We start from the raw sequence: 26,558 nt of genomic DNA on the forward strand, positions 1-26,558 counted from the left end.
AACGATAATACATAAAACCCTTGCTTTTCGGCTGTTTCATCATAAAATCCATCTGCTATGTAACGTCTGTCTGCAACTTTACCAATCAATCTAAATTTGCCAGGAACAGCTATATCCGAAACCAACTGCTCTGACTTATAAATCTGTAATCGAAGGGGATTTTCCGATTCTTCACCAATTGTCTGATTGTTGGTTCCTGTTCTATACGTGCGGAATACGAGATTTGCCTCTTCATCCACAAAAATATCTTTGTAAAAGCCGTCCTTAAACCGGGATTGTCTATACAGGTCAGTATCAAATGCCACATCCAAGGTCCTGGTCTCTGGATAGGATGTACGCATATTTACTCCTGGGACTCCAAAGGTACCAACTAGACTTTTTGATGCATCATAAACATAAATGGTAGGATCTATCTCAAAGGTCAACCAATGCTTTCCAGAACTTCCTACATGGAAATCAAAAAATATATGGAAGGGCACAAATCGGTATTGCTGATAGGTTTCTGGAAAATGATACAGCAATTCCTCCATTTTACCATCTCTTCGACTGATTTTGGCTACTAAAAATGCCTCTTTATAAAATGATGGATTGATAAATGCATTGAAAGTAGGGTGTTCACAGTCCACCTTGGCATAAAAATAGTCTCCCGACACAGGAAAATGGTCATTGTAATGCTGCAGTTCATACATCATAGTGGAACTGGCTACAGGATTTTGAATTAATTGATCTACTTCATAGGCTGCATCCGTATAGACGGTATACTTTCTCTGAAACTTCCACTCTTTATCATACTCATAAAATGTCCAATCCTCTCCTTTGACTGTAAAACCATATTCATGGGCACTAACCGAACTGACACTAGCCAATTCTTCAGGCCCTTGAAGGATTCTCAGTTCACGCTTGATAAAATTGCCATCAGGAGAATAGGATTCTATAAACCCGTACAAATGGTCAATATATAAGACTTCACTGCCTGTCCATTCAAATCTGCCTACTTGCGAACTTCTTGAAGGTTGGATTAAAACCGTATCCAACTTTACCGAAAATTTATCATCAACATCTGTGACTAAAACTGTGTTCTCTTTTTTAGCACATCCATATAAGAACAGAAACGCTATGCTATTAATGAATATTTTTCTCATACTGACTAATAATTTAATCAGTGAAGGTGAGTATCACCCTCACTGATCCATAATTTAGATTTTTTTTAATTTATTTCTCACAATCTGATGGACCATTGCATGCTTTTCTAAATGAAATACATGCAACTGTTATACAGTCAAGGTTTTTACAACGTTTCTGCAGAGCACCTGATTCTCGAAGATTGTCACAACCTTTGTCAATACCCTCTGCAATCACTTTAGCGAGTGATATGGCATCACTCAATGGATTAGGATCAGCTTGAACTTACTGACTTGGAAGGGACGCGGTAAAGAATACTCCCAAGACGATAAGAAATGTTAGTTTTTTCATTTGAAACGATACTTTGATTGAAAACTTGACAGCAGTCAACCCTTGACTGCCCAAGAAAAATAATTTTTCGGCGCCAATCTTTATCTTTCTGTACTAAAAATACCCCCCCCAAAACTATAAATGCAAGTGTAGTTTGAATTTTTTTTAGCACTTTTTAATAAGTTGTTGATTTTCAGAGGATAAAAATATATCTCTAAGCTAACTACCCCATAATCAGCAACATACCTCAAGACATTCCCATACAAAAAAAACTTATCCCGCCTTTTAACGGGTTAGACGTTTGTGACAGATAAGCAGCAAATTCATCGATGTATTTCTGCTTGGAGGGGAAAGTTCGGACCTGGATGACGTATACTTTTCTAATAGCACTCTTCTCACCTGCTCGTTTTCCTCTTTATTTCCAGCTGTCAGGATAATCTGCAGGACAGCTAGCCAGTCGCGAATTGTATCCTACACCATTAATATATAAAAAAAGAAAACCCCGAAAAAAGCTGATAACAGCCAAATCCGGGGTTTAGGTATTTTATTTTTTACTACCTAGTTGTTGATTTTCAACTAATCAAGCGGCAAACACGGCGCCCTGCATAAAGATCACAAGCGGTAAGCAAGCTGCGGACCTCTGTAGGAGGACCGCACACGATGCGGCGCGATTAGTCCACGTTCTTATCCAAGAAACGATTTCCGCCACGCACGAGACCCTCGGTATCGTTCAGGCTCAGCTGAGAGGTACGCACTTCAGCACTCGAAGGCACGGGCTGCAGCTTGATATCATGCCGAATGTAGGCGGGCTTCTCCAGTTCTTTAAGGCTCTCCGGGTTATTTAACTTTTCGCGCAGTGCTTTCAACTTATTTCCACGTTCACCGAGTCGTTTGTCTACGATGAAAGAGGTTTCCTGATACTGTTTTTCATGGTTAGAACGATAGGAATTCGTCTCTGGCGTCTCGTTCGACGGGCTTTTATGGATGATGCGAAAGCCCTCGGCATCACTATAGGTGTTCGCTGAAGGCTCCTGCTTGGCGGGCTTCACCTCATCTGGACCAGCTAGACGCTGTGCCGGCTGCGGGGACTTTTGAATCAGGTTATTCCCGCCGATTGGACGAAAAGGCTGCTGCCGGATACGTGGCTCCTCCTGGTGGGCTTCCTCCTGTTTCTTTAACGGAGCTTGCTGATGAGGGATGTTAAAGGTAAAGGTCTTTCCCGAGCTGAGATGGTCCTCCTCCACACGTTTGCCAGAGTCTAAATGCACGACACGCGGAGGGGTAGCATCTTCAGGCGCCGCCTGCGGACTTGGAGGCGTAGGGGCTGCAGCTTCCGGACGTTCCACCATCGGAGCAGGAGTGGACGGTGCAGCTGGAGCCACCACTTGCTGATCAGCGTCTCTTGGCTGAGCGCTCTGCTCCTGAGTGGCGGCGCCTGAGGCCTTATTCTCGCCAGGAGCATTTACTAGAGGAAGTGTCTCTGTTAGGAAGCCCGTGGCGATTACCGTCACGCGTACAGCCTTGCCTAGGCTAGGATCGATGCCCTGTCCGAAGATAAGCTCTAAGTCACTACCCGCACAACCGTTAATATAGTCCGTAATTTCAGTCAACTCATCCATAGACAGCTCATCCTCCTCTCCGGAAGTAACGGAAAGTAAGATTTTTTTCGCACCCTTGATGTCAACATTATTCAGTAGCGGAGAGGCGATGGCGCGCTCAGCAGCGAGAAGCGCTCGATTTTCGCCTTCTTCTAAGGCAGAGCCCATCACGGCCGCACCGGCATTCTTCATCACCGTCTTGACATCTTCGAAATCAACATTAATATCCTGATGCACCGTAATAATTTCTGCTATAGACTTCGCCGCCGTGGTCAGCACATTATCTGCCTTCGCAAAAGCCGACCGGATGCCTAAGTTGCCATACACCTCCCGAAGTTTATCGTTTAGGATGACCAGTACCGTATCACAACTGTTTTTCAGCTCTTCTATTCCGGCCTGTGCGGCCAAAATTTTCTTTCTCCCTTCAAAAGCAAAGGGCGCTGTCACGATACCTACGGTCAAAATATCCATGTCACGCGCGATTTTAGCGATGACAGGCGCAGCACCGGTGCCCGTTCCACCACCCATTCCGGCAGTGATAAACACCATTTTGGTACCGGTACCGAAAATATCCCGAATTTCTTCCTTACTCTCTACAGCCGCCTCTTTTCCACGCTCTGGATTGGCTCCCGCTCCAAGTCCCTCCGTTAGGTGCGTGCCGATCTGAAGCTTATTCGGGACGGGGCTGCTTTGTAAAGCCTGCGCATCCGTGTTCATTACCACGAACTCCACATCTTTAATGCCCTGATTGTACATGTGGTTGACCGCATTCGAGCCACCACCTCCCACGCCGACCACCTTGATGATGGATTTATGGTTCTTAGGGAGATCAAACATATATTCTCTCGCGTTATCTGACATATCTTTTTTCTTTTAAATTGCTGCTGGTCGTTATAAAAAATTAACTTGAAAATTTCCTAATACGTATCGTCTCCTGAATCCTTCATGGTTCGTTTTAAGGTCTCACTTATCGTCTGCAGAAATCCGAAACCACGTGTTTTACTCTCTTTCGGTGCTTCTTCAGGCGCGCTATGGCGCAAACCTGAATTTTGTACCACACCCTGAGCATACTCTGTCCGGTACCTTTCTTCCCTATTATCGATAGACATAAACCCTGCCAGCACTAATCCAATGCTGGTCGCATACATGGGGCTTTTTAATTCCTCATCGGGGCACTTGCCCAAGTGCTCATTCGGGTAGCCAATGCGCGTATCGATGCCTGTGCAGTACTCGAACAGCTGTGTGAGGTGCGGCATAAGTGCCCCGCCCCCAGTCAGTACGATACCTCCTGCCAGCTGCTTCTCATAGCCACTCTGGATCAACTCACTGTAGACGAACTCGATTATCTCCTCCATGCGTGCTTGAATGATGGCGGCTAAATTTTTCATAGAGATTTCCTTCGCTGGTCTGTTCCGGATGCCCGGTATAGAAACGATTTCATTTTCGCTGGCCTCCTCGGCGATAGCCTTTCCGAAGCGGGTCTTCAGCAGCTCCGCCTGATGCGCCAGCACATTACAGCCCATGCGAATGTCCGAGGTGACGATCTCTCCCCCGAGTGGAATGACAGCCGTATGGCGAATAATATTATCGTAAAAAACGGCGATATCCGTGGTCCCACCCCCGATATCTACCAAGCAAACGCCCGCCTCCTTATCGATGTCGCTTAATACAGCCAATGAGCTAGCGATGGGCTCCAAAATCAGTTCAGAAGCGACCAGGTTCGCGCGGGAAACGCAGCGGTTGATGTTTTGGATCGCCCCGATTTGTGCCGTGATGATATGAAAATCAGCTTCCAGACGATTTCCTGACATGCCGACGGGATCTTTTATTCCATCTTCATAGTCCACGGTGTAGTCTTGTGGCATCACATGAATAATACGGTTCCCTGCTGGAACCACGATATTATGCATGTCATTCGACATTTTTCGAATATCTTCCACGCTAATTTCCTCCTGCCCTTGGCTACGCACCAAAGAGCCGTGGTGAACAGAAGAACGAATATGCTGTCCAGCGATGCCCACCAGCACTTCGCCGATGTCCGCCTGTGCCATGTCGCTAGCATCGCGTACAGCCTTCTCGATAGCTGTCACCGTTTTGTCGATATTAGCTACCATCCCGCGCTTTACCCCATCAGAAACAGCTTTACCTACCCCCAAAACTTCTAATTTACCGTACTCATTCTTGCGCCCCACTACAGCACAAATCTTCGTCGTCCCGATGTCTAGACCTACTATCAGCTTCTCATTTTCCATAGCGTTTCCCTATTCACATATTATTTGATTACTAAACTTTACATTTACACGCTCGTAAGCGTTCCATCCCTTCTTGGGCGCGATCTCCTCATAAAAAACAATCACCTTTTCCAGCTTTTGCTCAAAGAGCTCCGCCGTCCCGAATGCGATAACTTGCTTCCCTACCTGCTGGTAGAGCGCTAGCTCCAGCTGCTCATCTACATGCGCATGAATGAGCTGAGAAAACCAGAAGCTATCTTGATACACATACTTTAAAAACTCAGCCAGCGGCTGCACCTGCTCTTCACTTACATCATGATTCACCAGTGCCTCAGCGCCTGGCCCTGATAAGGTGAGTACGCGCGCAGAAAAACGAGTGGAAACAGGAATCAGTACGCCCTCATCTGTCAGATATGCATCTGCTGCCCGGCTACGCACGATACGAGCCACCGGCTGGTGCTGCCGCACCCATAGATGCAGCTCTCCTGCCGGGTTTAGCGTCACACGAGCGGCCTTCACATGATCATGCGCCAGTAAGTGTTGCTCTAACAGATGCAGATCGATTTCCTTCGCCTTCGTCTTGCCAGAAACCAGCGGCAGCACGGCCCCTACATGGGCGAGCACTGCCTCTGCATCTAGAAAATATACCTCTGGCAGCACTTCTACCTCTGCGGAAACACGCGTTAAGACCTGTTCCTGCGACCGAACCCAAGAGAAAGCCATCGTGCCTACCAGCACCAAGCCTGCCAGCAGGGGTGTGATAACCTTAAGCATCCAGACCTCCTTTCGCTGTAAGTAATGCTGTAATCGGTGCTACAAAGCGGTCAATGTCGCCCGCACCCAAGGTGACCAACAACTCCGGCTGCTCCTTTCGAATAAGGGGGAGTAGCTCTTCTTTTTCTACCTTACGCTTCTCTCCTGCTTGTATAGCTGCTAAAAGCATCTCAGCCGTGACCCCCACGATCGGCTCCTCGCGAGCAGGATAGATATCCAGCAGCCACACACGATCCGCCAGGGATAAGCTTTCTGAAAATCCTGCCGCAAAATCGCGCGTACGTGTAAAAAGATGCGGCTGAAAAACCACGGTGAGCGTTTTTCCAGGATACATCGCTAACACCGAGCTTAAGGTCGCGCGAATTTCCTCAGGATGGTGGGCATAATCATCGATGTAAACGTGTGCTTCTGTCTGCACACAGCGCTCAAAACGCCGCTTCACACCTGCAAAGGACTGCAAAGCCGCACGCACCTGCACCACCGACAGCCCAGCCGACAGCGCCAGCGTGATGGCAGGCAAAGCATTTTCCACATTATGGTACCCGGGCATCGGTAAAATCAAGTCCTGAATAACTTTATCTGGACCATAATAGTCGAAAACAAAACGGTCCGCATGCGCCCGAATCGCTTCAGCACGCACCTCGCCTCCTTTTAATCCGTAGGTGAGCACACGTACTTTTTTCGCTAGTGGCAGTGTCCCCAGCTTTTCCGCAGCCGTATGCTGCAGCAGTAAAATTCCTTTCTTACGGATGCGCCCAGCAAAAAGCCGAAATGCCTCCAGCAGCTGCTCCGCATCCTTATAAATATCCAAATGATCTGCATCCACCGAGGTAATCACCGCCCCTGTCGGATGCAGGTGTAAAAACGAACGATCAAACTCGTCCGCCTCCACCACCATCGTAGCCTTCGCCTCCTCTCCATGCGGGGGCTGGATCAAGTTACTCGCCACATTTTTCGCGATGCCCCCTAAAAATGCGGACACCGGAAGCCCCTGGCTATGCATAAGATGCGCTAACAGCACCGAGGTGGTCGTCTTTCCATGTGTCCCCGCTACAGCCAGACAGCTAGACCCAGCACTTAACAGCCCCAGCACCTCCGCCCGTTTCAGCAGGCGATAGCCTGACTCTCGAAAGTATGTTAGCAGCTGAGAAACCGCAGGCACCGCCGGCGTCCACACCACCAAAACCTGCTCCACAGGCAAGGCAAGTAGCTCCTCGGAGAGTGTCTGCACGCTGTCGTCGAAATACACCGGAATACCCTCCTGCTGCAGCTGCTCCGTCAGCAAGGAAGGCGTACGGTCATAGCCGCTAACAGGTAGCCCCTTCCGGTGGAACCAGCGCGCTAAAGCACTCATCCCGATACCCCCGATCCCGAGGAAATACACATAGCGTAGCTGATCAGTCTGCATCTATAAGTTGCTCTATTTCATTAATGATCGTCTCTGTGGCCTGCGGCAATGCAAGGGCTCTAATCGCTTCTCCCAACTGCTGCCGGGCTGCTGCATCCTGGAAAAGGTCCAGCACCGTATCTCCGAAGCGCTCCTTTAATGCTGCATCTGCTAAAGCACGGGCCGCGTGAGCCCGTAACAGTGCCGCAGCGTTTTTCGTCTGATGGTCCTCCGCTACATTCGGCGAGGGTACAAAGACCACCGCCTTGCCTACCACACATAATTCAGACACCGAAAGTGCTCCCGCTCGGCTCACGATCACATCTGCCGCTGCATAGGCCTGCGCCATATCGGCAATAAAGGGACGCAGCTGTACATGCGAAAACGCGCGAGCCTCTAAAGCAGCCTGTAAGCGCGCCTCATAAAGCGCACCACACTGCCAAATCACCTGTATGCCGGCATCCTCCAGACGTGGAAGATGCTCCAGCACCGCCTCATTCAGCGCCTTGGCACCTAAGCTGCCCCCTAAAACCAATAAGGTCGGGCGCTCAGAAAGCCCCATAAGCTGCCGAGCCTCCTCCTGACTGTAGCGGCCCTCCACAATTTCACGGCGTACAGGATTCCCCGTAACCACAAGCTTCCCCTGAGGAAAGAAGCGCTCCATCTCCGGATAGGCCACACAAATCCTGTGCGCACGCTTGGCCAACAGTTTATTTGTAAGGCCCGCATAAGCGTTTTGTTCCTGCACCAGTGTGGGAATGCCCTTGTTTTGCGCAGCAAATAAAACCGGACCGCTCGCATATCCCCCAAAGCCCAAAACCACATCTGGGCGCTCCTGACGGATAAGGGCGCGGGCACGGCTAAGGCTTTTCCAAAGCTTTCCTGGCAGCAGTACATGCTTCCACGTTAGGGTGCGCGGGATGCCCATCACCGGTAGGCCGATGATTTCAAAGCCCGCCTTCGGAACCTGCTCCATTTCCATTTTGCCCTCCGCACCCACAAATAGCACACGACTGTTCGGATGACGTGCCATCCAAGCTTTCGCCACCGCCAAGGCCGGATAAATATGCCCACCGGTGCCACCACCGCTTACAATGAGTCGATAGGGTTCTTTTCGCTGCTTCATGAGGCAAGAGCAGTTCGTTTACGATTTCCAAAAGAAGTCGGCTCCACACTCATCCTCTGCTTCTCTGTCTCCATGTGATCCTGACGACTCACACTTAAAATCACTCCGATCGAGATACAGGTGAAAATGTACGAAGTCCCCCCCATGCTGAGCAGCGGAAGGGGCTGACCCGTAATCGGCACCACCCCTACAGCAACCAGCATATTCACCATCGCCTGTATGATCAGTGAAAAGCTAAGACCCGCTGCCACCAGCCCTCCGAAAGGCTTGGTCGAAGCCGCCACCACACGCGTGGCGCGGTAGAGCAGCACGAGGTAGCCCACCAATACGCCGATTCCTCCTATAAGACCATATTCCTCTATAATCAAAGAATAAATAAAATCTGAGTAAGGATGCGGCAGAATATTACGCTGTTCCGAATTCCCAGGCCCTTTACCGAAGACCCCTCCCGAGGCGATCGCCACATTCGAATGGTGGCGCTGAAAGCTCACCTCCTCCGTGCCGTAAGCATTCGAAAGGCGGTTCATGGCCGTTTCTCCCCGCTGCCCGAAAAGATAGGCCACCCCGATACAGCCCACGAAAAAGAAGGTGTAAGCCGCTAAACGCAGGATAGGCACCCTGCCGATCACCATCAGTAGCAGCGCTGAACTCATTAATATCAAACCCGTAGAAATATTCGCAAAAGCAATTAAGCCAACCACTATGCCCGCTTTGATCACCAGGGCCATAGAAAGCGCCCCGGACTCCTTCACTTTTAGCTGGTTCAGCGCCAGCCGCTTCGCCAGTAACAGGATCACAGCCAGCTTGGCCAGATCAGAAGGCTGGAAAGACTGCCCCAAGCCAGGAAGCGTCACCCAGCGGCTAGCCTCATTCACCGTGCTCCCCTTTAAGGTCACATAGATGAGCAGCCCGATACTGAGTAGGTATAGCGGAATAGCCAGTCCCTTCAAAAGCTGATAGGGCATGCGATGCACAAAATACATGGCGATTAAGCCTAAGACCACATTTTGGCCATGGCTAAGCAGAAAGCGCTCCGTGTTTCCACCACTGGTCTTTTGCGCCAGCGTACCCGTGGCCGAATAGACCACGATCAAGCTAAAGGCCGCCATCAGCAGCACCACTGTCCAAATGTAGGGATCCCCCTTCAAGTGCCGATCTAAAAACTCCTTAACCGAATGCATGTCTCCTCCTTTCTATAAATGCCTGAACGGCTTGCATAAACTGCTCACCCCTGTCTTCGTAATTCCGAAACAAATCAAAACTCGCGCAGGCAGGGGCTAGGAGCACGGTATCCCCCGGTGCCGCCGCCTGAAAACCCAGCGCCACTGCTTCCGAAACATCCTGCGTGTGATGCAGCTGTGGAACTTTTCCCTGAAAAGCCGCTTGAAACTTGCCTGCATCTACCCCTAGCACAACTAAAGCCTTAATGTTCGATACATAAGCATCGAACTGACTATAATCATTCCCTTTATCAATCCCGCCAGCGATCCAGACGATGCCTCCTGTACAACTTTTGACCGCTTGCAAGGCTGCCTCTACATTAGTGGCTTTGCTGTCATTTACAAAACGTACCCCCTCCAGCTCGCCCGAAAACTGTAGACGATGGGGGGCATTTTGAAAGCTTACCAGGCCTTCGGCCAAAAGTTCCTCCCGAGCACCAGCTGCCAGTGCCGCCGCCAAAGCATGGAGTGCATTGCTGGTATTATGCGACCCTGCCAGCGGAAATCCCGCCATGGAAACCTCTTGCTGGCCACCTTCCCTACGGAAGTAGGCTGTTTCCCCTGACCGCCAGTTATCTCCCTCGCGACCCACATAATGGAGAGGCGCTGAAGAGAAAGCCTCCGCCGTCTTACAGGCCCAAGCGTCTGAAGCAGTCACCAGTACACGCCCGGAAGGACGGGTATTGGCCAGCAGCCAACCTTTAGCGGCAGCATAAGTGCTGCCTTCTCCCGCATAGCGATCCAGATGATCTGGACTTAGGGAAGTCAATATGGATGTGTCCGCTTTAAATTGACGCAAGCCCTCACACTGAAAGCTACTGACCTCTAGCACCCATACTGCTGGAGATGCCCCAGCCGCGAGCTGCCCCGCCCAGCTTTGGCCCACATTTCCGGCCAGACCTGCCGCCACGCCTGCCTGCACGAGGAGGTGGTGTGTAAGGAGAGCCGTCGTGGTCTTACCATTCGTACCGGTGATGGCGATGATATGTGGCGCGCGCTCCTGCGTCGCAAAACGGAAGGCCAGCTCCAGCTCATCGATAATTTCTATTCCCCTGTCCAGTCCCGCCTGCATCAGCGGATGGGTAAAGGGAATTCCCGGGCTTTTCACCCACAGGGGAAGAGACAGCAGGCGCTCCTGATCATGGCCGCCCTCCTCAAAAGAGATGGCAGCTGCTAAAAGCGCCTGCTTGCGCGCAGGCAAAAGCGTGCCCCCCTCAGATAAAAATACCTGAAGTCCAGCGCGTGCCGCCAGTAAGGCTGCCCCTACGCCGCTCTCTCCTCCTCCTATGATGCCGATTCCTGCTTCCATCTTACCTAGCGTAATTTTAGCGTGGCTAATGTGATGATCGCCAGCAAGATGCCGACAATCCAAAAGCGCGTGACGATTTTCGCCTCGGGAATTTGTTTCTTTTGATAGTGATGATGCAGCGGTGCCATAAGAAAGACCCTTTTGCCCTCACCGTATTTCTTTTTTGTATATTTAAAATAAGTGACCTGAATGATGACCGATAAATTCTCCACTAAAAAAATCCCGCAGACAACAGGCAGGAGCAGCTCTTTGCGCAGCGCCAAGCTTAACACAGCGATCACACCACCCAACATCAGGCTGCCCGTATCGCCCATAAACACCTGGGCTGGGTAGGCATTATACCAGAGAAACCCGACACAGGCCCCCACGAAAGCGGCGCAGAAAATTACCAGCTCCCCAGAATTCGGGATGTACATGATATTCAAATACTGACTGAAAATCACGTTTCCGCTCAGATAGGCGAAGATCGCGATCGTCAGCCCGATGATCGCAGAGGTGCCCGCGGCCAGCCCATCGATGCCATCGGTGATGTTCGCCCCATTCGAAACGGCTGTGATGATGAAGATCACCAAGAAAATGTACAAGAAAGGCGTCATCGCATCCCCTAAAAAGCCGAGCACCTCTTCGTAGTTCAACTCATTATTTTTCAAGAAAGGAATGGTGGTTTTTGCCACCTTCACATCCCGGTAGGCGGGCGCATCCACGACCCCTTCTTCTACAGAGACAGGATTCGAAAACTGCCGCACCACTACCCCCTCATGGAAGAACAGGGTAGCCCCCACGATGATGCCGATACCTACCTGCCCGACGATTTTAAAGCGGCCCGCCAAGCCCTCCTTATTTTTTCGGAAGACTTTAATATAGTCATCGATAAACCCGATGGCTCCTAACCAAACCGTGGTGATGAGCAGCAAAATGATGTAGATGTTCTTCACGTTCGCAAACAGCAAGGTCGGAAGCAAGATGGCAGCGATCATCATCAAGCCCCCCATCGTAGGCGTTCCCTTCTTTTCAGTTTGGCCGGCTAGGCCTAAGTCCCGCACGGTTTCTCCGATTTGCTGTCGACGAATCCAGTGGATAATATGATGCCCAAAAGTGATGGTGATAACTAAAGAGAGTAAGGCCGCCATCCCCGCGCGAAAGGAGATGTAGCGGAACACCCCCGCTCCCGGGAAATCCAGTACCTTATCTAAATAGTCGAAAAGCGAATACAACATTACTTTTGGTTTAACAGCGCTAAAATTTTCTTTACTTCTTCTTTATCGTCGAAGGGATACTTTACCCCTTTAATTTCCTGATAGGTTTCATGCCCCTTTCCGGCCACCAAAATCATATCGCCTTCTTGGGCCCCTAAAATGGCCGCCTTTATAGCCGAGCGACGGTCGGCGATGCTCAGCACTTTACGGAGATCTACAGGAGAAAGTCCCTGCTGCATATCCGCCAGAATCTGCTCAGGGTCCTCGTCCCGAGGATTATCTGAGGTAAAATAGGCTTTCGTGCTCTTAGCGGCGGCGATTTTAGCCATCAGCGGACGTTTGGCGGTGTCGCGATTTCCGCCACAGCCGACCACGGTATAGATATGGGCTCGTCCATCATTGATTTCTTCTAGTGTAGCCAGCACATTTTCCAGAGCATCTGGTGTATGCGCATAGTCGATGACTACGGTCAGCCCATGGGCTTGTACCGTTTCGAAACGACCCGTGGCACTTTTCAGACGGGAAAGCTGCAGCAGCACTTCCTCCTCCTCCTCACCGAGGAGCAGGGCGGTGGCCAGCACGGCCAAAAGGTTATAGGCGTTAAAGCGGCCGATGAGCCCGAACCATACCGCATGCTGCTGAATGGAAAGCTCCAGGCCCTCCAGGGTATTGCTTAGCACCTTTGCCTTAAAGTCGGCATCGGTTTTCAGGCCATAGGTATGAATCTGCGCCGCCGTATTTTGGACCATGACAGCACCGCGCTTATCATCGGCATTCGTCAGCGCAAAAGCTGTTTTTGGCAGGCCGTCGAACAGCTTCTTTTTGGCCTTGATGTAGGAGTTAAAATCACCGTGGTAATCCAGATGATCGTGGCTGATATTCGTGAACACAGCGCCTGTCACATGTGTACCCGCCATACGCTCTTGAACGATAGCATGCGAGCTGGCCTCCATAAAGACATGCGTACAGCCTGCTTGCAGCATCCGCTGCAAAAGGGCCTGCAGCTGCACCGCATCGGGAGTGGTATGCGTAGCCGGAAGCACCTCCTCATTAATTTTATTCTCTACCGTGCTGATTAAGCCGACCTGATAGCCTAGCGAAAGAAACAAACGGTGGAGCAGGGTGGCTGTGGAGGTCTTGCCATTCGTGCCGGTGATGCCCACTAGCTTGAGCTTTTCAGAGGGATTTCCGTAAAAATTGGCTGCCATTTCTCCTAGGGCCACCGCCGCAGAGGCCACCTGCACATAGGTAACGTGGGCACGCGTTTCTGCTGGAAGCACCTCACACACGATCACACGAGCCCCTAGTTCGATGGCCTTCGCGATGAAAGCATGCCCATCGACCTGTGTTCCGGGCACCGCAACGAAGAGCCCATCCTGACGCACCTGACGACTATCGAAGTAGATCCCCGTCACGCCCAGTTCCATGTCTCCCTGCGTGGAGCGTAAGGCTACTTTATATAATATGTCCTTCAGTTTCCGCATACTACTCTAGAATTAATTGTATCGTCTGCCCTGCACAAGAAGTCCCTGCAGGGATAGACTGCCGTTTTACACGACCACTACCTGTATACTGCACGGAAAGCCCTCTATTTTCTAATACATACAAGGCATCCCGGAGAGGGAAGCCTATCACATCCGGTATCAGGTCGGAAAGGTTGTCATCACCTCGGCGATAGACGATCTGATTGCCCGCCAGGGCAGTATGTACGAAATCCACTTCCTCCGTTAACGGTCTTGCCGGAAGGGCTAGGCGCTCCGTCACCTCGCGAATCCCCTGATAAGCGCCTCCCTGAATTACAGGGAAATCCCCAACATTTGCCAGGGCTCCTTGAAAGCGGCGTGTGTTCAACTCTAGATCCTGCGACATAATTTTATCTGCGATATCTTTAAAAACAGGTGCAGAAACATCTCCTCCATAGGCATGCAGTCCTTCCGGACTGTCGATTACCACGATGGCGCTGTAGCGCGGCTGATCAGCAGGAAAGTAGCCCGCGAAGGAGGCGTAATATTTCCGCGTGTAGCTCCCGTTTTCCAAGATTTGTGCCGTTCCCGTCTTTCCAGCAATTTTATAGCTCGCGTGCCGGATGTTCCGTGCCGTACCATTTTCGACCACCCCCTCCAGAAGAACTTGTAAGTCTCTGATCGTCTTATCCGAAGCGATTCGTTTACGATAAACCTCCGTAGGGAAAATTTCTTCAAATTCATTTCCACGCCCCACAGCTCGCACGATCATCGGCTTCACCATCACACCCTGATTCGCCACTGCATTATAAAGCATCAGTGTATGCAGCGGATTCCAGCGCAGCTCATACCCGATCGACATCCAAGGGAGCGTGGTACCATACCAGTTTTTCGTTCCAGGTGTCTTCACATAAGGGACCCCTTCCCCTTGCATTTGAAACCCGATCGGCTGGTCCAGGCCTAATTTTTCCAGGTAGCCGGTGAAGCGTTTGGGCTGATGCCCAAAGTGCTGATCCACCAATTTCGAAATGGCTACATTCGAAGACTTTTCGAATGCCTCCTGAACCGTAATTTCGCCATATCCACCCACTTTTACATCCCGCATCGTGCGGTCATAAAAGCGATGCGTCCCATTTCCTGTCTCCACTTTGTCCTGCAGCGAGACCTTTTTCTCCTCTAGCAGCGCCAGCATCGAAAAAAGCTTAAAGGTACTGCCTGGCTCCGTGAGCCCTTGATCGCCGACAGCATAGTTATAAGACTCCACATACACTCCCGGTGACTTGCGCTCATAATTCACAAGCGCCTTAATATGTCCCGTCTGCACCTCCATTACGATGACCGACCCGAAGCGTGCATTACGGTCTTTCAACTGGCGAAGCAGACTCGCCTCCGCCACATCCTGAATGTTCACATCTAAGGTGGTGAAAATATCATAGCCATCCTCCGGCTTGACTTCATTCGCATGGGATACCGGGCGCAGCACGCCGCCGGATAGCGCTTGGAAGAAGCCTTTCCCGTTCACCCCTGCTAAAAAGGTATCGAAACTGGCCTCCAGGCCGACACTATGACCGGACTCACTAACATTGCCGATGGTGCGCGAAGCCAATTGCCCGAAGGGCTTATACCTCCGCTCCTCCTTAGTAGGAATAAAGCCCCCACCATATTTGCCATCACGGAAAAGGGGCCATGTTTTAATGGTCTGCAGCTCATGATGACTGATTTCTTTCGAGCTGAGGTATAAAAAGCGGTTCCCTTTCGTGCGTGCCTGCTCCATGAGCTGCTTATAGCCCAGTGCCGATCTGTCTCCGAAGCGGCGGGCCAGCAGGAACGAAAGGGAATCTATGGAGGCATAAAAACGCGCATCCGAAGCCTGCACTGGATCTATGGCCAGTCGATAAAAAGGTAGGCTAGTAGCCAAAAGAGCCCCCTGCGCATCGTAAATGTTTCCGCGGGTAGCCTTGATTTCACGCTCCTGAATCTGCCGATAGATGGACGCCTCCTCCCACTGCTCAGCATCGAATACCGCCAACTTCACCATGGCATACACCACCACCAGCGCCACAAGGGCGATAAGCGTAAAGGCGATGCGGACACGGATGACGATATTTTGTTTGATATTCACTAGTTGGCTTTTGGTTTTCGTTCTAATTTTATCGGCGGCTGACTAATCTCTACTAAACCCAGCGGTTCCAGCCTTTTCGCTAATTCGGACTGTTTCAGATGAAGCAGATAATTCGCCTCCTCTGTGGTCACGTCCACCCGGAGATTATCCACCTGCGTCTGCAAGCGGGCGATCTCGCGCACTAAATTTTCTGCCCGGTAATTCGTGTAGATATACAGGAATGCCAGCAGCGCAAAAAACAAGAAGGGGACTACCAAGCCCGCCGGGATACCTTCCCCAAAAAGCGGGCGTACATTAAAGGTAGACTCCAGCCAGCCAAATAAGCTTTTGCCCGGCTTTTTCGGCTTTTGGCTTCCCCCTTGGGACTTCGTCGGGATCGGCTTTCGAAAGGTGTTAGCCATCTGCCCTCCTTTCTGCTACCCGCAGCTTGGCGCTGCGTGCTCGGTTATTCACCGCTAACTCCGCCGCATCGGCTGTCTGCGCCTTACGTAGCACCGGATCGAAAGGCCGCTGCAGATTTCCGTAAAAATCCTTTTCCACCTCTCCATGAAATTTACCTTTTGCCATAAAGTGCTTCACCAGGCGGTCTTCCAGCGAGTGGTAGCTCATCACGACGAGACGTCCCCCAGGCTTGATCAGATCCACACAGGCCAGCAGAAGCTCCTCTAGCGCTCCCATCTCATCGTTCACCTCTATCCGCAGCGCCTGGTACACTTGGGCGTAATATTTAAATTGTTTGCCCCGGGGGGCAAAGCGCTCTAAGAATTCCTTAAAAGCAGCACTATCTCCAAAAGGCCGATCCGCACGCCGTGCCACGATCGCCTGGGCAAGTGTCTTAGCATTCTTCACCTCTCCATAAATACCAAAAAGGCGATGCAGCTGCCCTTCCTCATACGTATTTAGCACCTGGGCGGCCGTGAGCGTGCCCTGCTGACTCATGCGCATATCCAGCGGCCCCTCGAAGCGAGTCGAAAACCCACGCTCCGGCTCATCGATCTGGTGCGAAGAGATCCCTAAATCCGCCAGCAAGCCATCCACCTGACGTACACCGTATAGACGCAAGTATTTCTTAATGTCTCTAAAGTTCGCTTCGATTAGCGTGAAGCGCCCATCCTCAGGACTATTTTTTACCGCATCAGGATCCTGATCGAAGGCATACAGATGACCTCCGTCTAAGCGCTCCAAAAGGGCACGGGAATGTCCGCCGCCGCCGAAGGTGACGTCCACATAAAGGCCACTAGGGCGTATAGCCAAGCCCTCCATACATGCCTGAAGCATTACTGGAACATGATAATCGTATGTACTCATCGCCTATGAAAGGTATTTTTGCATCAATTCAGATAAGTCCGCCGGGTCCTCAAAAACTAGCTCCCTGTATCGCTCAGGGTTCCAAATTTCCACATAACTGCCCACCCCGACGACCACCGCGTCTTTCTCCAGTCCAGCGAAACTTAAAAATCCCCTCGGAACTAAAATCCGTCCCGCAGAATCCATTTCCACCTCACTTACATTCGCGAAAAAACTCCGCTTAATCTTGCGCGTCTCCGGATGATGATCCGAAAGCGCATTTACTTGATTCTGGAGCTTCTTATACTCCAGCTGTGTCAGAAGTGTCAAACAACCATCTACCGCACAACGCAAGAACAACTCGGCGCCATTCGACTCCGGTATCGCCGACCGTATCTTGGCCGGCAATGCCATGCGCCCTTTCGCGTCGATCTTACAATCATACTGGCTGTTAAACATCCCCATCTAAAATCAAAACTGAATCCTGTCTACAAAATTACAAAAAGCCTCGACACTTACCACCACACTTCGCCATAAGTCTCCACTTTTTATTAAAAGTAGGCATTTTCATAAATGTTTACAACACTTCACCCCGAAAACATCGGGCTCTACCCGATCATGGGTCTTTGGTTTACAGCAACTTACCTTTTACGTTTTAAAAATACCTATATAAAATTTGGCAAATCCCGCTTATTTCCCGCTCACACCGCAGACTTCACCGGACCTCTCCCCTGATTTTCACCCCTTTAGCAGAAGGATCTTTCCTCAAAAAAAAAGTCTGAAATCTAGAAAAAAATTTTGTCGTACTTTTACCCCACTAATTCCTAACCACATGAAAAAAATCTGGACACTACTCTTAGGATCTTTTGTCCTTCTCTTCAGCTGCTCCCCCATGGGACATCAAACGGAAGAGGAGGCCACTGCATCCCTAGCTGGCCACTGGCTGGCTCATATCGATATGCCCGAACATAGCCTACCCTTCGAACTGGAATTCGAAACCACAGCGGACGGCACCCTTGTGTACGCCCACAATGCGGAGGAAAGACTTCTCCTAGATCGCCTTGAACAGCAAGGAGATAGCTTAGTCATCACCATGGGAGTCTTCGATGCCGGCATCCACCTGGCCCCACAGGCTGACGGTACGCTGCGCGGACGCTTCACAAAATACGACGTCCCCGGATACAGCTGGCCATTCCGTGCTCGAGCCAAGCAGGAAGCGGACACACGCTTTCCTGTAAACTTTAGCCCCTCTGTCGATTTCTCCGGACGCTACCGAGTCACCTTTCGCCATGAAAACGGCAGCAGCTACGAGGCCATCGCCCTCTTGGACCAAAAAGGCAGCTTGCTCACCGGCACCTTCCTGACCGCCCTAGGCGATTACCGCTTCTTGGAAGGACGCGTAGAAGGAGATGCCTTCCGCCTGAGCACCTTTAATGGAAGCCACCTGTTTTACTTCGAAGGAAATTTCCGCGACAGCCAGAGCTTCACCGGAACTTTTCGCTCAGGACCTACTTATAAAGAAACCTACTCCGCCACACGCGATGCAGATTTCCAGCTCCCGGATGCAGACTCCCTCACCCAGCTTCGGGAAGGTGAGGAGCAACTGCAATTTACGTTTCCAGATCTGGAAGGGAACCCTGTCTCTCTCTCCGACCCTGAATTTGCGAATAAGGTCGTGCTCGTCACTCTCTTTGGCTCTTGGTGCCCAAACTGCATGGATGAAACTGCCTACCTCGCCTCCTGGCTGAAAACACAAGAGGAAAAGGATGTGGCCGTTATCGCCCTAGCCTTCGAACGAAAGGATGATTTCGACTATGCGGCAGCACGTGTGAAAAAAAGTAAAGAACGTTTTCAAGCCGACTTCCCCTTCCTGATCGCCGGGGAATCGAACAAGCAAAAAGCAGCCGAAAAACTGCCGCAGCTCTCCGCCGTGATCGCCTTTCCCACCCTTATTTACCTGGACCGGGAGCACCGCGTGCGCAAAATCCACACCGGCTTCAGCGGACCGGGAACAGGCGAGCTTTACACCGCATGGACCCAGCAGCATGAGGCCTTCGTACAGCGACTGCTCGCAGAGTAAAAAATAAAAAAAGCCCCCTCAGACCTATCATAGGCACCTGAAGGGGCTATTGCTTCTTCTCTTTTTTTTTAGATGGACCCGCTGTCGCCTTTGGCCTGCCGGCCAAAACCAACGGAAAAGGGACCTTCTCCTTTATTTTTTCCTCGAAATAGTGTAGTCCACCAGTCCCGCTAAGGAGGTCTTATAACTAGACTCAGGATAACTTTTTAGCATCTCCATCGCCTCTTCATAAAAGCGATTCATCACCTCAGTGGCATAGCGCAAGCCCCCCGAATTTTTCACAAAACCGATCACCTCATTAATCGCTTTCTTATCTTCATTTCGATGGCGGATGAGGTGGATAATCTTTTTACGCTCTAACCACGATGCCTGCTGCAAAGCATAAATTAGCGGTAGCGTCATTTTCTTTTCTTTAATATCAATTCCTACCGGCTTACCGATTTCATCGTCCCCATAGTCGAAAAGATCGTCCTTAATCTGAAAGGCCATCCCGATTTTCTCACCGAAATGCCGCATCCGCTCCACCTCCTCTTCTGAGGCTCCGGAGGTTTGAGCCCCCACGGCACAGCAAGCCGCGATCAAACTCGCCGTCTTCTGGCGAATAATCGTGTAATAAACGTCTTCGGTGATATCTAATTTTCGTGCTTTTGCGATCTGCAGGAGCTCACCTTCCGACATCTCACGCACCGCCGTGCTGACGATTTCTAAAAGACCGAAATCTTTATTTTCTACACTCAGAAGAAGGCCCCTGGAAAGTAAATAATCGCCCACTAAGACCGCTATCTTATTCTTCCATAAGGCATTTATCGAAAAAAAACCTCTGCGGTAGTTCGCGTCGTCCACCACATCATCATGCACGAGCGTCGCGGTATGCAAAAGCTCTATAAGCGCCGCACCGCGAAAGCTCGCATCTGAAATCTGCCCACTGGTACCTGCCGTCAAAAATACGAACATGGGCCGCATCTGCTTGCCTTTCCGCTTCACGATATAATTCGTGATGTGGTCTAACAGCTTGACCTTACTTTTCATAAAGTCACGGAATTTTTTTTCAAATTCCGCCATTTCCACAGCGATAGGCGCTTGTATTTGTTTAAGGTCGGGTTTCATATGGGTAATTCAGCTGCAATAATACTACGGTTTCCACCTTAGACAAAACCATTCATCGTTTAATTCTTATGCATAACGCCCCTTAGCCTAAATCGTTTTGTTTTTCTGGTAGAATTGGGCGGCAGTACCTGCCAAAAGGACACAAAAATTTCCCTATATTTGTTTTTAAACCTCGAACCGCCTTGACAGACGCGTACATCAAACACCGCTACGAGCCGATTCTACCCGAAAAAGACGAATGGCCCGTCGTCAAACTTAGTAAAGAGCGTAAAGCTTTTGTCTTAGCTGTCGCCCAAGCCAGCAAAAATGCACTCCTCCAGCTGACCGGTAACAATCCCGATCTATTAAAGGAAGAATTAGAAACGACGCTCTACAGAGAAAAAATGCGCATCAAGCAAAACCCCTGGGTCGTCGACCCTGAGGACGATTATGCGTTCTGGAATGGGGTAAAGTCACGCTTGGTACAGCTCACCGCGGAAAGTGCCAGCCTCAGCCGTGCCGATAGAATGGCGCGCTGTACGAGCATCCTCGAGGAAATCACCATGCGCTATGCCGAGGAAATAGCGTCCAACTTTAAACATACGCATTATAAGCTGACACGCCGGATCGTCACCTTCGGCTTTGCCCGACTGCTAAACGCGGCGCGAGTTAAAGGAATCCGCTCGCTTTTCAGTAATCAGTTTACGCTACAGGATAAAATTCAAATCATCGGAGAAACCGACCAGCTTCGACAGCTGGCCCGGAAAGGAACCATCGTCATGGTGCCCACACACTTTTCGAACCTAGACAGCATCTTAATCGGCTGGATCATCTCTGTCCTCGGGCTGCCCCCCTTTATCTACGGAGCAGGGCTCAACCTCTTTAACATTCAGATTTTCGCCTACTTTATGAATGCGCTCGGGGCCTATAAGGTAGACCGCAGGAAAAAAAATCAACCTTACATCGAGACGCTTAAAAGCTACTCCTCGATGGCCATGCAGCAGGGCGTCCACAGCCTATTTTTCCCCGGCGGTACACGCTCCCGAAGTGGAGAAATCGAGTCGAAACTCAAGCTCGGCCTTCTGGGCACAGCCATTGAAGCACAGCGTATCAACTATGAACGGGGGAAGACCGACGTAGGCGGGAAAATTTTTATCGTGCCCGTCACGATTAACTACCACTTTGTGCTGGAAGCACCCTCTTTGATAAAAGAACACCTTTCCAGAACCGGACAGGAACGCTACTATGAAGAGGCTGACGAGTTTAGCACCTCCTATAAGATTTCGAAGTTCTTAGTAAAATTCTTCACCAAGGGGTCGGACATCTCTGTCTCGGTAGGCCGCGCCATGGATGTCTTGGGGAATTATGTGACCGCCGAGGGCAAAAGCCTGGACCGCACCGGCAGGGAAATCGAAACCTCCGACTACTTCATGGCGAATGGAAAGGTGAACCGAGACGAACAGCGAGAAGAGGAATATACCTACCACCTAGGCCGCCGCATCGTGGAAGAATTCCATATTAACAATCGCGTCTTCAGCTCCCACATCGTGGCGTTTACCGCTTTCCAATTGATCCGAAAAGCAAATAAAAAAATGGACCTCTACAGCGTCCTGCGCCTGCCAGAAGAAGACATCAGCCTCGATTATGCGGCCTTTAAAGAAGCAGTGGGACGTGTGCTGGCGCAAATAAAACAGCTAAAGGCAGCAGGGAAAATCCACATGGCTCCGCACCTGAACAGAGAACTAGATGCCATCATCGCACATGGCCTCGATAATGTGGGCATGTACCACGCTAAGCGTCCACTGATCCGAGATGCTGCCGGTCAAATTGTTACCGAAGACCTTTCTTTACTTTATTTCTACCACAACAGACTTCAGGGATATGAACTCCACAAGCTCTTCTAAATCTAAACCCATCGGCGTTATCGGTATGGGTAGTTTCGGAACGGCTATCGCCAATAATCTAGCCGAAAGAACGGAGGTGCTCGCCTATGTGCGCCGCCCCGAGGTGGTGGAGCAGATCAATTCCCAGCAGCTAAATGGTTCCCTGCCGGTTCATCCAGAGGTGAGGGCCACACAAGACATCGAGGCCATCTGCCAGCGCTGCGAGACGCTTTTTTTTATGATTCCCTCAGCTGCTTTCACAGAGGTGACACGGTCATTTGCGCCTTTTCTGCACCCCTATCATCGCATCATCCATGGCACAAAAGGGCTGGCATTAAACTTGCCCCCCGGGCAAACCTTAAAAGAAATCGCTAAAATCAGCCGCAATCAGATGCGCACCATGAGTGAGGTTATCCTAGAAGAAACCGTCGTGATCCGGGTGGGTTGCCTCGCCGGCCCTAATCTCGCGCGTGAGCTGATGGCAGGAAAGCCCGCCGCCACCGTAATCGCCAGTAAATACAATGAGGTCATACTAGAGGGGCAGCGCCTGCTCCGTTCCGATAAGTTTCAGGTCTACGGAAATGCTGACATCATCGGAGTAGAGCTGAGTGGGGTGCTTAAAAATATCATCGCCATCGCGGCTGGCGCCTTAGAGGGAATGGGGCTGGGCGAAAATGCGCGTGGCCTCCTAATTTCCAGAGGCATGGTGGAGCTCATCTACCTCGGAAATGCGCTCGGCGGAGGGGTAAAACCGTTTATGGGGCTGGCCGGCATCGGCGATCTCGTGGCAACCTGCAGCTCGAACCTCTCCAGAAATTACACGGTAGGCTATCGTCTAGCGAAGGGCGAAAAACTGCCGGACATCATCGCCAGCATGGAGGAAGTGGCGGAGGGCATCAATACGATACGGCTCATCAAGGCTTTTCTTCAAGGGAATGGCTTGCGCGCACCCATCACCGAAAACCTCTATAAAGTGCTCTTCGAGGAGCTCCCCATAGAAGATGCCCTGCAGTACCTGATGAAGTATCCCTTCAGCGTAGATGTAGACTTCCTGTAAACTCTTTGTGTGAAGACTCCTAGCGCTTTAAAGAGCAGCCACCACCACCTTCCGGGTTCTAAAGCCCTCCACGACGAAACCCGCTAGCGCCATATAGCCCCTAATGCTGCAAGAATGAGAGTTCACCACCCCTGGAGTCTTTCGTAGGAAGCGGCATTGCCCGTTTACACGTGACATTTAGCCCGCAGCACTTTTCCCCTTTTTCTGTAGAATATGCTGCACGATCTGGCTGGCGTGCACGATGGAATTCTCGATAAAATACGTCCGTGTCACCAGGCCACCGCAGACCACGCCTGCGAGATATACTCCGGGGACATTCGATTCCTGATTATCCGGATCGAAGCAGGGCTGACGCTTTTCATCTAAAGAGAGTTCTACCCCTAACTGATCCAGCAGGGCGAAATTAGGGCGATACCCTGTCATGGCCAGCACAAAATCATTTGGCACCCGTACCTCTCCCTCCGGGGTGCTGAGCACGACCTCCTCGGCATGGATCTCCTTCACGCGGCTTTGGGTATAGGCCTGGATCGACCCCTCTTTAATTCGGTTTTCGATGTCGGGCTTGACCCAGTACTTCACGTTTTCATCGATGCCCTCTCCCGGGAGAACGATGCTAACCTGCGCCCCCTTGCGGTAGGTTTCCAGTGCAGCATCCACGGCAGAATTTCCTGCACCCACCACGAGCACGCGCTGCCCTATGTAGGGCCAGGGCTCCTTATAATAATGTGTCACTTTCGGCAAGTCCTCCCCCGGGACCTCCATCAGGTTCGGGAGATCGTAAAATCCCGTGGCCAAAATAAGATTTCGAGCCTCATAGACCCCTTTGGAGGTGGATACGGTGAAAGTTTCGGTCTCATTGCGCCTCAGGCGCAAAACCTCCTCATAGCAGCGCACCCGCAGCCGCCACTTTTCTGTTACACGACGATAATACTCCAGCGCCTCCGTACGCGTAGGCTTATGGCTGACAGACATAAAAGGCACCCCGCCCATCTCCAGCTTCTCTGAGGTAGAAAAAAAAGTCATGTTCAGCGGGTAGTTGTAAAGAGAGTTCGTCAGCACCCCTTTTTCGAGTATGAGGTACTCCAGCTGATGCTCTTCACAGGCGATTCCACAAGCGAGCCCGATCGGCCCTCCCCCGATGATGAGGACTTCAACAAAGGTTTTTTCCATAATTTAGCAACAGCTTTTCGCGTACTAAGTTCCGATCAAGAAGGGCTTTTCTCCACCTGAAAGCGAATACTAACCTCCTGAATACGGGTCTGCTGCGCTAAAAAAGCACGCTCTACGAGCTCCACCTGGCCATCCTGCCGCCATAAAAGCGCGGTGGTGCTCACGGTGCCATAATAATCATCGAGGCGGATAAACTGTGCCGAAAGCTGACGCTCTTGGTGTAAACTGGCCCCTGTGTCCGGGAGTAAAGCGTCGGGATCCAAGTTTTGGCCCCCTGCCAGCTGCAAGAGGTCTTCCAAATAAACCTCTTCAGGGAGCGCCTCCAAGTCTTGTTGAAGCTGCGTGACCTTCGACCAGCTGTTGTTTAACAGCCCATTACTCAAGCCATAGGTTCCAGGAGCGAGGCGCTGAATCTCGCTGCCATAGTTCGAAAAATAATACAGCCCCTCGGGTGTGCCGACGATCAAGTTGAACCCTTCATAGCGCTCCTGCCGCTGAGCGATGCGCTGTAAATAGGCTTCCGGGGCTAAGGTTCCTTCTACGAAATCACGTACCAAGTCGCCGCGCGTCAGCGCATCCTGAACCGGGCGCCTCAGATCCCGGTAATTCGTTAAAAAACCGAAACGCCCATTCGGGTGGAAACCCATCCAGGTTCCACCTGCTTTCAGGTCTTTACCCGCATACATTCCAGAAGGCCAGCGGTGCAGCGCCTGCGTGGGCCGATCGAAAAATTCATCCCGATTTCCTACAAGCACAAGGGAGTGGCCCGGGTGATTTCGCCACTTAAATCCGATTAAACACATGGGTAGAGTGATAGAACGACCGTAAAGTACGACATTTTCAGCATTTCCACATGTAAAATTCGTTAAAGCACGCCTCCCTTTCGAGGAAAACAGGCCCTAATGCTTAAAGGTCTTTCATCTGAACTACCGGAATGTTTTTTCGCTTCAGCTGGCGCAAAGGTGCCACGGCCTCCGCAGGATACTGATAGCCAGCCTCACCAAGAGGGTACAGCAAGGGGGCTAAATTCTGAACAGTGGCTTTACAGCCCTGCACGATGGCGGCATGAACCCCGGTCTGCTTGGACAACTTAGCTTCGTTTTCGATTTCGAAAGGACCGCTAAATCCTTTTTGCTGAAGCACTTGAAGAAAACTTCGCCAGTCCATATCATCTCCTAAGCCGAAGCCGGGAAGGGTAGCCTCATAATGATGACGGTCCCAGGGATTCGTGCTGTCTGGTAATCCCAGCGCACGGATCCAGTCAGCAGGGATGGCATGACGCGGGTACATATTACCCCAAAAAGGGTCCGACTGCTTGCGGGTCGACTTCACATGAATACGATGCAGCCGCGCAGGGTCTGTGGCCTGAATGACTGCGCAGGGGTCTGTATGCTGCCAGACATCATGGCTGGGATCATAAATTTCCCCATGGTTCGGGCTATCGATCAGGTAGTACATCAGCTGGCGTGCCGCCAAAACACCTGATAAGTTATTAAACGTATGCGCCTGTCCTGCACTACGCCAACCCTCCATCGGGCAGTTTTCATAAAGGATGGTCACGCCCAGATCCTCGGCATAGCGAATGATCGGCGTGAAGATGCGCTGGTAGGCGAGCAGGTTCTTTTCGAAGCCTCCTTCCGTATTCCCGAGCGCATGATTATACCCGACGAAGGTGCCCACCTTTACATCATTCTCATCGCCTCCCAACAGGTGCGCCAGGCGAATCAGGCGAAGAAGATGGTTTTGGTTGGCCCGCTGCGTTTCTTCCGGTCCACCGATGAGGTTATCGAAAGCCCCTAAAGATAAACGAAGCCGATGGGCATTAAACTGCTCGATAAGTCGTGCTGCCTCCTCGGGTCCGAAGTCCCCATAGTCCAGATGCGTGGCCACGAAATCATCCCGCGTCCCATCTCGACGGAAAACACATAAGTCCAAGCCTTGCACCCCGATTTCCTGTGCCAGTGGCAAGAGCTCCTGCAGGCTGAGGCGGTCGAAGGCAGAGGTCATGAGCCAGATTTGATTCATTTTTGTTATATTTGTTTGTACATACATGAAATAGAAAGCGGGCTATGGCCCGAACTTTGCGCCTAGGCGCAACACAAGTATTACGTGAACGG

General features: G+C 51.0%; 22 protein-coding genes. 3 read left to right on the plus strand and 19 right to left on the minus strand.

Annotated elements, in window-relative coordinates; all coding sequences use genetic code 11:
• The 14 genes from ACXIT9_RS13960 to mraZ form a co-directional block, all read right to left on the minus strand.
• On the minus strand, nucleotides 1-1,142 hold a 1,142-nt coding region (locus ACXIT9_RS13960; RefSeq protein WP_458056859.1), incomplete at its 3' end, for a hypothetical protein.
• Nucleotides 1,143-2,123: 981 nt separating this feature from the next.
• The gene (ftsZ, locus tag ACXIT9_RS13965) at nucleotides 2,124-3,911 is read right to left on the minus strand and encodes a cell division protein FtsZ (RefSeq protein WP_458056860.1); all 1,788 of its coding nucleotides are present in this window, start codon (nucleotides 3,909-3,911) and stop codon (nucleotides 2,124-2,126) included.
• 56 nt (nucleotides 3,912-3,967) lie between these two features.
• Entirely contained in the window at nucleotides 3,968-5,302 is a 1,335-nt protein-coding gene (ftsA, locus tag ACXIT9_RS13970; RefSeq protein ID WP_458056861.1) for a cell division protein FtsA, read from the minus strand.
• 9 nt (nucleotides 5,303-5,311) lie between these two features.
• A complete protein-coding gene (locus tag ACXIT9_RS13975) occupies nucleotides 5,312-6,055 on the minus strand; it encodes a cell division protein FtsQ/DivIB (protein ID WP_458056862.1) in 744 nt (247 codons plus the stop codon).
• Nucleotides 6,048-7,463 carry a UDP-N-acetylmuramate--L-alanine ligase gene (murC, locus tag ACXIT9_RS13980; protein WP_458056863.1) on the minus strand — a complete coding sequence of 472 codons (1,416 nt, stop codon included), beginning with the start codon at nucleotides 7,461-7,463 and terminating at the stop codon, nucleotides 6,048-6,050. Before murC ends, ACXIT9_RS13975 begins: the two co-directional genes overlap by 8 nt.
• A complete protein-coding gene (murG, locus tag ACXIT9_RS13985) occupies nucleotides 7,453-8,568 on the minus strand; it encodes an undecaprenyldiphospho-muramoylpentapeptide beta-N-acetylglucosaminyltransferase (RefSeq protein ID WP_458056864.1) in 1,116 nt (371 codons plus the stop codon). Before murG ends, murC begins: the two co-directional genes overlap by 11 nt.
• Nucleotides 8,565-9,749: an FtsW/RodA/SpoVE family cell cycle protein gene (locus tag ACXIT9_RS13990; RefSeq protein WP_458056865.1), complete on the minus strand. Its 1,185-nt coding sequence runs from the start codon at nucleotides 9,747-9,749 to the stop codon at nucleotides 8,565-8,567. Before ACXIT9_RS13990 ends, murG begins: the two co-directional genes overlap by 4 nt.
• The gene (gene murD, locus ACXIT9_RS13995; RefSeq protein ID WP_458056866.1) at nucleotides 9,736-11,097 is read right to left on the minus strand and encodes a UDP-N-acetylmuramoyl-L-alanine--D-glutamate ligase; all 1,362 of its coding nucleotides are present in this window, start codon (nucleotides 11,095-11,097) and stop codon (nucleotides 9,736-9,738) included. The genes ACXIT9_RS13990 and murD overlap by 14 nt, the downstream gene beginning before the upstream one ends.
• 5 nt (nucleotides 11,098-11,102) lie before the next feature.
• Nucleotides 11,103-12,314 carry a phospho-N-acetylmuramoyl-pentapeptide-transferase gene (gene mraY / locus ACXIT9_RS14000; RefSeq protein WP_458056867.1) on the minus strand — a complete coding sequence of 404 codons (1,212 nt, stop codon included), beginning with the start codon at nucleotides 12,312-12,314 and terminating at the stop codon, nucleotides 11,103-11,105.
• Nucleotides 12,314-13,777: a UDP-N-acetylmuramoyl-L-alanyl-D-glutamate--2,6-diaminopimelate ligase gene (locus ACXIT9_RS14005; protein ID WP_458056868.1), complete on the minus strand. Its 1,464-nt coding sequence runs from the start codon at nucleotides 13,775-13,777 to the stop codon at nucleotides 12,314-12,316. The genes mraY and ACXIT9_RS14005 overlap by 1 nt, the downstream gene beginning before the upstream one ends.
• Before the next feature lies 1 nt (nucleotide 13,778).
• Nucleotides 13,779-15,878, minus strand: a complete 2,100-nt coding sequence (locus ACXIT9_RS14010) for a penicillin-binding protein (protein WP_458056869.1) — start codon at nucleotides 15,876-15,878, stop codon at nucleotides 13,779-13,781.
• A complete protein-coding gene (locus tag ACXIT9_RS14015) occupies nucleotides 15,878-16,279 on the minus strand; it encodes an FtsL-like putative cell division protein (protein ID WP_458056870.1) in 402 nt (133 codons plus the stop codon). The genes ACXIT9_RS14010 and ACXIT9_RS14015 overlap by 1 nt, the downstream gene beginning before the upstream one ends.
• Complete coding sequence (gene rsmH / locus ACXIT9_RS14020) at nucleotides 16,272-17,186, minus strand: 16S rRNA (cytosine(1402)-N(4))-methyltransferase RsmH (protein WP_458056871.1); 915 nt, start codon at nucleotides 17,184-17,186, stop codon at nucleotides 16,272-16,274. Before rsmH ends, ACXIT9_RS14015 begins: the two co-directional genes overlap by 8 nt.
• Before the next feature lie 3 nt (nucleotides 17,187-17,189).
• Complete coding sequence (gene mraZ / locus ACXIT9_RS14025; RefSeq protein WP_458056872.1) at nucleotides 17,190-17,624, minus strand: division/cell wall cluster transcriptional repressor MraZ; 435 nt, start codon at nucleotides 17,622-17,624, stop codon at nucleotides 17,190-17,192.
• Between the two features lie 373 nt (nucleotides 17,625-17,997).
• Between mraZ and ACXIT9_RS14030 the strand changes: the two genes are divergently transcribed.
• Nucleotides 17,998-19,245, plus strand: coding sequence for a TlpA disulfide reductase family protein (locus ACXIT9_RS14030; protein ID WP_458056873.1), 1,248 nt, complete (start codon nucleotides 17,998-18,000; stop codon nucleotides 19,243-19,245).
• 132 nt (nucleotides 19,246-19,377) lie between these two features.
• Here the strand turns inward: ACXIT9_RS14030 and ACXIT9_RS14035 are convergent, their stop codons facing one another.
• Nucleotides 19,378-20,352: a polyprenyl synthetase family protein gene (locus ACXIT9_RS14035; protein ID WP_458056874.1), complete on the minus strand. Its 975-nt coding sequence runs from the start codon at nucleotides 20,350-20,352 to the stop codon at nucleotides 19,378-19,380.
• 182 nt (nucleotides 20,353-20,534) lie between these two features.
• On the opposite strand from ACXIT9_RS14035, the gene ACXIT9_RS14040 reads away from it, so the two are divergent.
• Together ACXIT9_RS14040 and ACXIT9_RS14045 are read left to right on the plus strand one after the other, a co-directional pair.
• Entirely contained in the window at nucleotides 20,535-22,235 is a 1,701-nt protein-coding gene (locus tag ACXIT9_RS14040) for a 1-acyl-sn-glycerol-3-phosphate acyltransferase (protein WP_458056875.1), read from the plus strand.
• Nucleotides 22,213-23,271: an NAD(P)H-dependent glycerol-3-phosphate dehydrogenase gene (locus ACXIT9_RS14045; protein ID WP_458056876.1), complete on the plus strand. Its 1,059-nt coding sequence runs from the start codon at nucleotides 22,213-22,215 to the stop codon at nucleotides 23,269-23,271. The genes ACXIT9_RS14040 and ACXIT9_RS14045 overlap by 23 nt, the downstream gene beginning before the upstream one ends.
• 27 nt (nucleotides 23,272-23,298) lie before the next feature.
• Here ACXIT9_RS14045 and ACXIT9_RS14050 read toward each other — a convergent pair whose 3' ends face one another.
• The 4 genes from ACXIT9_RS14050 to ACXIT9_RS14065 form a co-directional block, all read right to left on the minus strand.
• Nucleotides 23,299-23,448 (minus strand): hypothetical protein, encoded by a 150-nt coding sequence (locus ACXIT9_RS14050; protein ID WP_458056877.1) that lies wholly within the window; start codon nucleotides 23,446-23,448, stop codon nucleotides 23,299-23,301.
• On the minus strand, nucleotides 23,449-24,441 hold the full coding sequence (locus ACXIT9_RS14055) for a YpdA family putative bacillithiol disulfide reductase (protein ID WP_458056878.1): 993 nt from the start codon (nucleotides 24,439-24,441) through the stop codon (nucleotides 23,449-23,451).
• Nucleotides 24,442-24,476: 35 nt separating this feature from the next.
• On the minus strand, nucleotides 24,477-25,244 hold the full coding sequence (locus ACXIT9_RS14060; RefSeq protein ID WP_458056879.1) for an NRDE family protein: 768 nt from the start codon (nucleotides 25,242-25,244) through the stop codon (nucleotides 24,477-24,479).
• A gap of 103 nt (nucleotides 25,245-25,347) precedes the next feature.
• Nucleotides 25,348-26,466 carry a sugar phosphate isomerase/epimerase family protein gene (locus ACXIT9_RS14065; protein ID WP_458056880.1) on the minus strand — a complete coding sequence of 373 codons (1,119 nt, stop codon included), beginning with the start codon at nucleotides 26,464-26,466 and terminating at the stop codon, nucleotides 25,348-25,350.
• Nucleotides 26,467-26,558: the final 92 nt, after the last annotated feature.

Source organism: Nitritalea sp. (assembly GCF_054166705.1).

What these genes read in the sequence shown, in the direction of transcription:
- ftsZ (WP_458056860.1), bottom strand. Translation starts at nt 3,911, where the DNA reads ATGTCAGATAACGCGAGAGAATATATGTTTGATCTCCCTAAGAACCAT.
- ftsA (WP_458056861.1), bottom strand. Translation starts at nt 5,302, where the DNA reads ATGGAAAATGAGAAGCTGATAGTAGGTCTAGACATCGGGACGACGAAG.
- ACXIT9_RS13975 (WP_458056862.1), bottom strand. Translation starts at nt 6,055, where the DNA reads ATGCTTAAGGTTATCACACCCCTGCTGGCAGGCTTGGTGCTGGTAGGC.
- murC (WP_458056863.1), bottom strand. Translation starts at nt 7,463, where the DNA reads ATGCAGACTGATCAGCTACGCTATGTGTATTTCCTCGGGATCGGGGGT.
- murG (WP_458056864.1), bottom strand. Translation starts at nt 8,568, where the DNA reads ATGAAGCAGCGAAAAGAACCCTATCGACTCATTGTAAGCGGTGGTGGC.
- ACXIT9_RS13990 (WP_458056865.1), bottom strand. Translation starts at nt 9,749, where the DNA reads ATGCATTCGGTTAAGGAGTTTTTAGATCGGCACTTGAAGGGGGATCCC.
- murD (WP_458056866.1), bottom strand. Translation starts at nt 11,097, where the DNA reads ATGGAAGCAGGAATCGGCATCATAGGAGGAGGAGAGAGCGGCGTAGGG.
- mraY (WP_458056867.1), bottom strand. Translation starts at nt 12,314, where the DNA reads ATGTTGTATTCGCTTTTCGACTATTTAGATAAGGTACTGGATTTCCCG.
- ACXIT9_RS14005 (WP_458056868.1), bottom strand. Translation starts at nt 13,777, where the DNA reads ATGCGGAAACTGAAGGACATATTATATAAAGTAGCCTTACGCTCCACG.
- ACXIT9_RS14015 (WP_458056870.1), bottom strand. Translation starts at nt 16,279, where the DNA reads ATGGCTAACACCTTTCGAAAGCCGATCCCGACGAAGTCCCAAGGGGGA.
- rsmH (WP_458056871.1), bottom strand. Translation starts at nt 17,186, where the DNA reads ATGAGTACATACGATTATCATGTTCCAGTAATGCTTCAGGCATGTATG.
- mraZ (WP_458056872.1), bottom strand. Translation starts at nt 17,624, where the DNA reads ATGTTTAACAGCCAGTATGATTGTAAGATCGACGCGAAAGGGCGCATG.
- ACXIT9_RS14030 (WP_458056873.1), top strand. Translation starts at nt 17,998, where the DNA reads ATGAAAAAAATCTGGACACTACTCTTAGGATCTTTTGTCCTTCTCTTC.
- ACXIT9_RS14035 (WP_458056874.1), bottom strand. Translation starts at nt 20,352, where the DNA reads ATGAAACCCGACCTTAAACAAATACAAGCGCCTATCGCTGTGGAAATG.
- ACXIT9_RS14045 (WP_458056876.1), top strand. Translation starts at nt 22,213, where the DNA reads ATGAACTCCACAAGCTCTTCTAAATCTAAACCCATCGGCGTTATCGGT.
- ACXIT9_RS14050 (WP_458056877.1), bottom strand. Translation starts at nt 23,448, where the DNA reads ATGTCACGTGTAAACGGGCAATGCCGCTTCCTACGAAAGACTCCAGGG.
- ACXIT9_RS14055 (WP_458056878.1), bottom strand. Translation starts at nt 24,441, where the DNA reads ATGGAAAAAACCTTTGTTGAAGTCCTCATCATCGGGGGAGGGCCGATC.
- ACXIT9_RS14060 (WP_458056879.1), bottom strand. Translation starts at nt 25,244, where the DNA reads ATGTGTTTAATCGGATTTAAGTGGCGAAATCACCCGGGCCACTCCCTT.
- ACXIT9_RS14065 (WP_458056880.1), bottom strand. Translation starts at nt 26,466, where the DNA reads ATGAATCAAATCTGGCTCATGACCTCTGCCTTCGACCGCCTCAGCCTG.